Source organism: Mangrovibacterium sp. (assembly GCF_059905295.1).
In genome coordinates this window covers 1-8913 of record NZ_JBZQJF010000011.1, presented here as the reverse complement: position 1 = coordinate 8913, position 8913 = coordinate 1, and the positions used below count along the sequence as shown (strand labels likewise).

6 protein-coding genes are annotated in these 8913 nt (G+C 41.7%); 3 read left to right on the top strand and 3 right to left on the bottom strand.

The annotated features are described in order from the left end of the window. Positions 1-119: 119 nt before the first annotated feature. The 3 genes from AC37HE_RS00540 to AC37HE_RS00530 form a co-directional block, all read right to left on the bottom strand. Complete coding sequence (locus AC37HE_RS00540) at positions 120-3233, bottom strand: efflux RND transporter permease subunit (RefSeq protein WP_500780815.1); 3114 nt, start codon at positions 3231-3233, stop codon at positions 120-122. Between the two features lie 31 nt (positions 3234-3264). Beyond that, positions 3265-4332, bottom strand: a complete 1068-nt coding sequence (locus AC37HE_RS00535) for an efflux RND transporter periplasmic adaptor subunit (RefSeq protein WP_500780814.1) — start codon at positions 4330-4332, stop codon at positions 3265-3267. Between the two features lie 72 nt (positions 4333-4404). Further along, entirely contained in the window at positions 4405-5808 is a 1404-nt protein-coding gene (locus AC37HE_RS00530) for a TolC family protein (RefSeq protein WP_500780813.1), read from the bottom strand. A 139-nt stretch (positions 5809-5947) separates the two neighbouring features. On the opposite strand from AC37HE_RS00530, the gene AC37HE_RS00525 reads away from it, so the two are divergent. The 3 genes from AC37HE_RS00525 to AC37HE_RS00515 all read left to right on the top strand — a co-directional run. Further along, the gene (locus AC37HE_RS00525; protein ID WP_500780812.1) at positions 5948-6817 is read left to right on the top strand and encodes a helix-turn-helix domain-containing protein; all 870 of its coding nucleotides are present in this window, start codon (positions 5948-5950) and stop codon (positions 6815-6817) included. Between the two features lie 360 nt (positions 6818-7177). Beyond that, positions 7178-7393, top strand: a complete 216-nt coding sequence (locus AC37HE_RS00520; RefSeq protein ID WP_500780811.1) for a hypothetical protein — start codon at positions 7178-7180, stop codon at positions 7391-7393. Positions 7394-8062: 669 nt separating this feature from the next. Next, the coding region (locus AC37HE_RS00515) for a carboxypeptidase-like regulatory domain-containing protein (protein WP_500780810.1) at positions 8063-8913 on the top strand (851 nt) is incomplete at its 3' end.

Here is an 8913-nt window from a genome sequence, read left to right as displayed (position 1 = left end):
TTTCAATAGACTCCGTATTGCAATTAAAAAACTCAAGTTTCCTCCAAAAAACTTCCCCCGCAGAAACACGGTGGCGTGTCTCAACGGGGGAAGCTGATTTCGAGATTATTCTGGAAAATTTACTCTTCTACGAAAACAATCGCTTCTTTTTTATCTAAGCCCATCTTTTGTTGAAGTCTTTTTACAATGTAGTAGACAACCGGGACGATGATCATGGAAAGAACCATCGAAACAGTCATCCCGCCAATCAACGTCCAACCGATACCGTTTTTCCACTCGGCACCTTCACTTTGCGAGAAGGCTAGTGGGAGCAAGCCGATGATCATTGAAACGTTGGTCATCAGGATTGGGCGGAAGCGAAGTTCAACCGCTTCAGAGATCGCTTCAGTCAGTGCCTTGCCTTCACGCATCAGGTCGTTGGCAAAGTCCACAATCAGGATCGCATTTTTAGCAACCAAACCAACAAGCATGATGATCCCTAGGATGGAGAAAATGTTTAAGGTCAGGTTGGTTAAGGCAAGTGCCCAAATTGCACCGGTAATCGACATCGGGATGGAGAACATCACGATGAACGGATCGGCCCAGCTGTTGTAAAGAACGACCATGATTAAATACACGAAAATAATGGCGGCTAAAAAGGCCATCCCCAAGTCTGCAAACGAATCAGCCATCAATTTTGTGGTCTTAGAGGTCGTTACTTTGGTCGACTCAGGTGCTTTGATCTCTTTCAATTTCTGGTCAAACTCACTTTGCACCTTGCTTTGAGATACCCCGATTATCTGGCTTGACAATTGAACAGATGGTGACCGATTGTAGCGCTCCAGGTTTGAAGGACCGGTACTTTCAGTGATGTCAGCAAATTGCGACAGTTTAATTAATTCGCCGGTCGTCGATGAAATAAAAGTAATATTTTCAAGGTCTTTTTTCGTACGACGGTCAGCTTCATTCAACTGAATGTTAATGTCATATTCCTGTTCTCCATCCCGGAATTTGTTGTCGGTGTTACCGGCAAACGAGGTTCTTAAGATTCCCCCAACGGTGGCCAGGTTCAAGCCCAGTTTTGTCATCTTGTCCCGATCAACCTCAATCTTGTATTCCGGGGTGGCCAGGTCTACACTGAGCTCAGTCTCTACGGTTCCATCGATCGATTTCAGTGCTTTGAGTGCTTGTTGCGAGTAGGCCATCACGCTATCGATATCCTGCCCAACAATGTAGTACTTCAGGGGGACGTCTTCGCTCCCCATGATGTTGACGGATACAGCTTTGATTTTTGCCCCGATGATCATCTCTTCGAGTTTTGCCCGGATCTTGCGTGCAAAAATATTGGTCGATACTGAGCGTTGATCCAGTGGGATCATGTTCACACTAACCTCACTGTAGTAGGGAGTTGTAGATGTGGTAACCATACCGGACTTTTTACCAACAGTTGCATAAACCATATCAACTTCAGGTTGATTCATTAAAAAATCTTCAACCTTACGTGTGGTATTGTTATTCTCTTCCAGGCTGATGTTATGCGGAAATTCCAATCTAAGAATGAAAGAACCACGGTCTCCGGCCGATGTAAATTCGGCACCAATGTAGCCAGCCGGGAAGAGGGAAAATGTACCAAAGAATAAAAGTCCGGATGCAATGAGGGTGACAACCTTATGCTTGAGAGCCCAGAGCATGGCCCTGTGAATTACTTTGTTGAAACGATCGATTCCGCTTTCGAATATAGCCAATAGTTTTCCCAGGAAGTTATTTTTCGGCGTGGCCAGCTTTGCCCATTTGGAAGTCATCCATGGAACCAGCGTGAACGATACAAGCAAACTCAATAGCATGGATACCACAATGGTAACGGCATACTCCCGCAAAATATCGCCAACAACTCCGGAGACAAACGCAATGGGGAGGAATACGGCGACTAAAACCAATGTGATTGCAGTTACGGTCATTCCCAGCTCTTTGACAGCGAAGTAAGATGCTTGTATGCGATTTTTGCCCATCTCCATATGGCGGTAAATGTTTTCGATGACCACAATCGCGTCGTCAACCAATGATCCAACCACAAGGGACAAGGATGTTAAACTAATCAGGTCGAAAGAAAAACCGAACAGGTACATGGCTGTAAAGGTCGAAATCAATGATGTTGGTATGGCTACCAATACGAAAATCGAGTTTCGCATGCTGTGTAAAAACACGAGCATGATCAGTGATACCAGGATGATTGCCATTACCAGGTCGTGCATGACCGCATCGGATGCAGCGATGGTGAAACGAGACTGGTCGTCGGCGGTTTTAAACTGGAGATTGTCCTTTTCGTATGTTGCTTCCAACTGGGCAAACTTTTGACGAACCAATTTGGCGACTTCAACGGAATTGGCATCCTTCTGCTTACTGATTTCAATACCGATTGTCTCCTGTCCGTCTATCCGGGTTATTTTGTCCGGATCGGCGACGCCATCATAAACATCGGCAATATCGCCCAGCTTAATTACGGTACCGTTGTTTGATGCCCCAACAATAATATCTTTTAACTGGTCAATCGTGCGGATTTTGCCAGACAGACGAATGGTCATTTCGTTGGTATTCGTCTTCAGTTTCCCGGTTGGTATGTCCATGTTGGCGAATTCAATCATTTTCGATACCTCCAGCAAGTTGAGCTTATTGGCTTCCAACTTGTGGGGATCGAGCATGATTTTGATTTCACGATGCAGACCTCCAGCCAGTTCTACCCTCGAAACTCCGGGAATACTGGCCAATTCAGGCTTAATCCGGTTGTCTACAAATTCATAAAATTCATTCGCCGGTTTATCTGAGGTTACCCCGGCGATAAAAATAGGGAGCGCGTTCAGATCAAATTTTTCGATGGATGGCGTCCGGATTCCTGATGGAAGGTTGGCGACAATACTGTTGATTTTCTGCGTTGCTTCCTGTATGGCAACATCAACATCGGCATCCAGCTTCAGGGACAGTTTGACAAGCGAAAGGTTCTCGATTGAGCTTGATTCAATTTCTTCAATCCCACTTAGCGATGCGACGGCATCTTCAATGGGGATCGTGACAGACTGCTGTACTTCGTTTGGACCTGCTCCCGGGTAAATCGTAGATACAACAACGGTTGCTGTTGTAATTTCAGGCATCAGTGCATACTTTATTTTGGATGCAGAGAATAAGCCCAAAAGAATCAATATGGTGAATAATACGATTGGAACAGTGCTTCTTCGTATGGATAAACTTACGAGTTTCATCTATTCAATTTTTTAAAATTATTAGTTGGGCTTATTGCGTGATTTTAACTTTTGCACCGTCGAAGATGCTGTAGTTACCTTCGGTTACAATTTGATCGCCCGGGTTTAGACCATTGACGATTTCAACCTGGTTGTTCACAATTTGCCCGGTAGTAACTTTGCGTGATTTGGCAATTTGGTTTTCGATGACATAAACCGAAGCATCCTTGAGCGATCCGTTAATGGCATTTCTTGGAATGTACATTCCCGGGGCTTCCTTTTGCTGTGCGATTGTTGCCGTTACAAACATCCCGGCCTTCAATTGGTGCTTCTTGTCGTTGACAATTTGAACATCGGCATCGAAGTTGTTGCCGTACCCGGCTTTTTTACCGATATAACTGATTTTGCCTTCAAATTTTACATCCGGGTAAACTGGTGAGCTGATCACTGTATGTTGCCCTAAGGATAGGTAACGATAGTTTTGTTCTGATACGGCAATGCTGAGCTTCAGCTTTTGAGCATCGATGATATTGCAAACCTTTTGATTGCGATTGAGATATTGCCCTTTTTCGATGAAGTCGTTTTCAATAAAACCGTCAATCGGAGCTTTTACACGGGTATCTTCAAACTGGCGTTTTGCGGACACATATTGTGCTTCTGCTGATTGGAAGTTTAACTTGATTTCTTCTAACTTCTGGCTTGTTACTGCATGTTGGGCATGTAAGGTGGTAAACCGGTCAACTTCTTTTTTTAATTGCTCGTAAGCTGCTTTATTGGCTGAAAGTTGAGCTGCAAACAGTTCATCGTCAACCTTGGCAATAATGTCGCCCTTTTTAACGTAGTCACCTTTTTCTTTGTAAATTTTCTGGATAACCCCTTGAGTCTCCGAAAGAACATCGAGGTCGGTTTCGGAACGCAAAAAGCCGTTGGTTTCGATGGTGTTATTGATATCTTGTTCTTCGACTGTTGTGGCCTTAACCGGGTAGAAATTACCGGTCATGGTCGCTAAAGCTGTAATCTTCGCTGTTTCAGCTTTATTGCGCTTAAGTTGGAAAAATACTAATCCGCAAATCAGCAGAGTCGTTATGATGTAAAGCGATGTTTTAAATGTCTTTTTCATTGTCTGATTATTTAATTTTTTCGAGTTAACAGAACTAAATTGATTGGTCTCAATCCTTTTGGAGGTGTTGATTTATTGTGGTGTATTTTGATTTAAATGCGCATATGAGATAAGCAAGCCCTTTGCTTTCAGAAGATCAATCTCTGCTTTTTTCATGTTCAGGAAATTCTGAACAAAATTGATCTGAGCGTTTCTGTAATCTGTTTCCGAAATCAGGTAGTCGGTTAGTGTGCCAATGCCTTCTTTGTATTTCACTTCCTCCTGCTTTTTTACATTTTCAGCCAGTGATACATTCTTCGTTTGAATGCGACAGTTTTTCAGGCTCGACTGGTAGGTGTTCATGGCATTCTGATATTTCAGGCTAAGTCCTTGTTTCGCTTTTGCAAGTTTATCTTGTGTGATCTCCATGTCGATTCTGGCTTGATTAACCTTTGCTTTGTTACCTAATCCTGAGAAAATCGGGATGGTTGCTTTAACACCTATCAGGTTTGTGTTAAACCAGTTTTCGCCTGACTTAAATAAGTTGAATTGATCGCGTTGAGCCTGGTACATGTAGCTTCCGTAGAATGAAACAGTTGGCGTAACTTCCGATTTGGCTAATTTAATTTGGCGGTTGTTCAATTCCAGGTTTTTAATCAGGATCTCAACCTCAATTAAGTTGCTGGCGTCGAAATTTCCCTGCTGGTATTTGTTGATGAATTGCGCATTGGCAAATTCCTTGCTAAAACCGGTCGTATCGACCTCCAGTTGAACATTTGGATCCATTCCGATGATGTATTTCAGGTTGTTCGTTTGCACGGCAATGCCTGACAGCACGTTTTCGCGGCTTGCTTCGAGGTTGGCGTAGTTAACATCAATCTTGTCCAGGTCGGTTTGTAAAGCAACACCCGACGTGACCATCGCTGCAACGGTCTGCCGATTAAGCTGCAACGATTCCATATTTCCCTCAATAATCTCCAGATTTTTGTAGATCGCCAACAAATTGTAATATTCGGAGTAAAGCAATTGAACCAGTTCCTCTTTTGATTTTTCAACTTCGAGACCTCTGATTTCCTGTACCTTTTCCGTGGTTTTTACCGAGTTGATATACTTCAGCGAGAAAAGTAACTGGGAATACTGAATGGAAGCATCCAGGTTGTGCTTTTTGCCAAACTGAGCTTCAATGTCGGGAGCTCCGGAAACACCTGTTAATTCCCCCGGGAGGATGATCGTTGGGAGGCTCAGGTAGTTTTTGTAATCCATTTCACCGTCCACCTTAGGAAGACCATGTGCTTTGGTCTCTTTGACGGAGAGTTCACTTTGCATCTGGTTGAACTTGGCCTCACGTAAATCATAGTTATGCTTGGTCGCAAATTCCAACATCTGTGAGATGTTCATCTTTTGCTCGTCCTGTGCTTTTACACCGGGTATGGCAAATAGGAAAATCAAAACGAGTGCTTTTAGTTTCATGATCAATCTTGCTTTTCTGTTTTTCATATGCTTTGAGACTTTTGTTGGGGGCAAAGATATGGGCGCTGAATTGGTCAAAAAAGGTTTAAAAGGGCATAAAATTGGACTAATTATCGCATTTTATAATTTAAATACGTATAATAGTCCTATATTTAAATAAAAAACGATGGAGAATCTGGTTAATCCTTTAAACTGGCGCAAGGAAGTTGGAAAAAGAGAAATGGTTTCCATTGATCTGGACTACATTTTAGTTGAAAAGCCTGTAATCTTGCCTGAAACTAAATATCCGTTCATATTGGATATTACGGTCGTGGTTATTTGTATTAAGGGAAATATGACAGGCTCAGTCAACCTGAAAGACTATCAGTTTAGCGCACCTGGAATTTCAATTATTATGCCGGATCAGATATTGCAACATCATGAAATCAGTGACGATTTTGAGGGCCGTTTTATTGTCATGTCGAAGCAATTCACGGATAAGCTATTGATTGATGCTTACGATCGATTCCCCTTGTTTCGGTTGATAAGGGATAATCCATGGTTGCCTTTGGAGCCGGAAGAGCTAAATCTCGCACTCGACTATTACAGCATGTTTAAGAAGACCGTTCAGCTGGAGAATAATCCGAACCGAATTGATATAATTAAGCACTTGTCTCAGGCTTTCTTTTTCGCATTGAACCACAAGTTTCAGAAACAGGATCTTGGTGATAAAAAGTCGAAGCAAGAGTTGCTGACTGAGCGTTTTCTAAACCTTGTTAAAGTGAATTACCGGGAACAACGAAGTTTGGAATATTATGCCGATGAATTGTGTTTAACCCCCAAATATTTGTCGAAAGTGGTGAAAGATACCAGTGGAGAATCGGCAACTGAGTGGATCAATGATTTTGTTATTCTGGAAGCTAAAGCCTTATTGAAATCGACCAATATGACCATTCAACAGATTACTCACGCATTGAATTTTCCTTCACAGTCATTTTTTGGCAAGTACTTTAAACGGCATGCGGGGATGTCGCCGAAAGAGTACCGGAGCAAATAAGCGAACTGCACGATTATTTGGTATGAGTTTTACCTGTTTCAGTATTTAATAATTAGATATAAATGCAGCCATTTTATAACCTGTGATTATAGAGTGTAGCTTGCTGTATGATTAGCTGAAAATGGCTTGGTTGACGAATTTGTGGTGCATGTCTGACGAATTTGTTATCCGGTTTAGCTTGTGTTGCTGTATTTTTGTAATTGCTTGTTTATGTGGTGTATAGATGCTTTGGAATACTGGATGGTTCGCTCATCCTTTTGTTCTTCCACCGCTCATCCGTTTTTTAATAACTAGTTAGTTGTAAGGGTTGAAATAGAACGAGCAGAGATAGTTTCTATGGCTTTGTAAACCTGTGTCTTCATGATAATAATTCGCCAATATTTAATCGAGCTTGTCGCTAAGCTAAATGGCTTGCTGTTTTGTATTAAATCGGCAAGCACTTATGAGAAAGATATTTCTCTTCTTTGGATACTTCGTGATTGGGAGTTGGAGAATGAAAAGAAGAAAGCTAATCTATTGGAAATTCCGGATCCTGTGATAAAGGCAAAATCTAAAGTTCCAGTAAAGTCGGCATAAAATCACCCTTCAGCCTTGTTTAATAAATGCATTTTAGTTTGCTTACTTTCTTAATTAAAAGAAAGGGGAGTTAAAACCTTTCCGGACGAAGTATTGATGTTAATGTATTTAATATCATGGATATATGAATAATTAACCCATGTTTGTTTCCCCTATTATTTTATAACTGTTTGACGAATTAGAAACCGCTATTTCTGTCTTTGCCGGTTTGTCGTTAGTAAAAATCCAATGCCAGATTATTTAAAAGGATGTGTGGCATGGAGCTGACTTTATTGTTCTTCCTTTTCGCTGAAAGAATTAAAGCCATCAGCCACTTTCTACCAATGCTTTTTAATTCACTTAGAGATTATTTCTCCTGCACGTTAAGCGTTTTTTGCTATGTATTCGTGTTGCTCTTTGTGATTCTTTATTATCCAATCTGTTGTTTTACTGTTGTTTATGATGCGTGACGAATTTGTGGTATGCATTTGACGATTTTGTTAGTCGAAAATTGTGGACCTGAAAATAGTTTTGTTGACATGAAATTTTCTAGAAACCTAAAACAATACCAGTGAAAGAAATTATGAAGAAGAGGTGAAGTTTAAAAAAATGGGAGATGCTACCAACATCGTCCCATTGTAAAGTAGTCAAAACAGCAAAAAAGATTTAACCACTTAATCGCTTAAATTTATGAATAAAATTCCAATGGAGCGGGTAGAGATATCCCGCTACCAAAAAGTTTTCAGAATTTTGAAACTGAGTACGTTTCTGTTATTAGTCTGTGGTTTTCAATCATGGGCTTCAACCACAAAATCTCAGGAAAAACAGGAGCAATTTGTATCGACAGGGGAAGTTGCAGAAAGCAACACGCAATCCCAACAGGAAAATACCATTAAAGGAAAAGTCGTTGACTCTGGCGGAATTGCTCTGCCGGGCGTTACAGTTGTCGTGAAAGGAACAGCTAAAGGAACAATTACCGATACGGATGGTAATTATAACCTGACAAATGTTCCTGCTAATGGCACCTTGATGTTTTCATTTGTGGGTATGAAAATGCAGGAGGTCAGTGTTAGTGGAAAAACAGTGATCGATGTTACTTTAGAGGAAGAGTCCATTGGATTGGATGAAGTTGTGGCCGTAGGTTATGGTACGCAGTCGAAACGAAAAGTAACTACTGCAGTAAGTAGTGTTGATTCTGAAGAATTGACGCGTTCATCTTCGACAACTACAGCAGGAGCTTTGGCAGGTAAAATGCCTGGTTTGTCAACACGGGCCAAGGATGCCCGCCCCGGTAGAGGTATCGATCTGGAGATCCGTAATATGGGAAACCCGTTATATGTAGTTGATGGTGTTCCTTACGGGGGTGATGCTTCCAGAGACTGGTTAGGTGTATCCCGGATTTCCGGTAATGATGTATTCAACTCACTGAGTTTGGAAGATATTGAGAGCATCTCAATTCTGAAGGATGCAGCAGCAGCGATCTATGGTTTGCGTGCGGCGAACGGTGTTGTTTTGATTACAACGAAAAAAGGGAGAACAGG

Bases quoted from the DNA above. Each gene is read 5' to 3' on its own strand.
- AC37HE_RS00540 (WP_500780815.1), bottom strand. From the start codon at position 3,233: ATGAAACTCGTAAGTTTATCCATACGAAGAAGCACTGTTCCAATCGTA.
- AC37HE_RS00535 (WP_500780814.1), bottom strand. From the start codon at position 4,332: ATGAAAAAGACATTTAAAACATCGCTTTACATCATAACGACTCTGCTG.
- AC37HE_RS00530 (WP_500780813.1), bottom strand. From the start codon at position 5,808: ATGAAAAACAGAAAAGCAAGATTGATCATGAAACTAAAAGCACTCGTT.
- AC37HE_RS00525 (WP_500780812.1), top strand. From the start codon at position 5,948: ATGGAGAATCTGGTTAATCCTTTAAACTGGCGCAAGGAAGTTGGAAAA.
- AC37HE_RS00520 (WP_500780811.1), top strand. From the start codon at position 7,178: ATGATAATAATTCGCCAATATTTAATCGAGCTTGTCGCTAAGCTAAAT.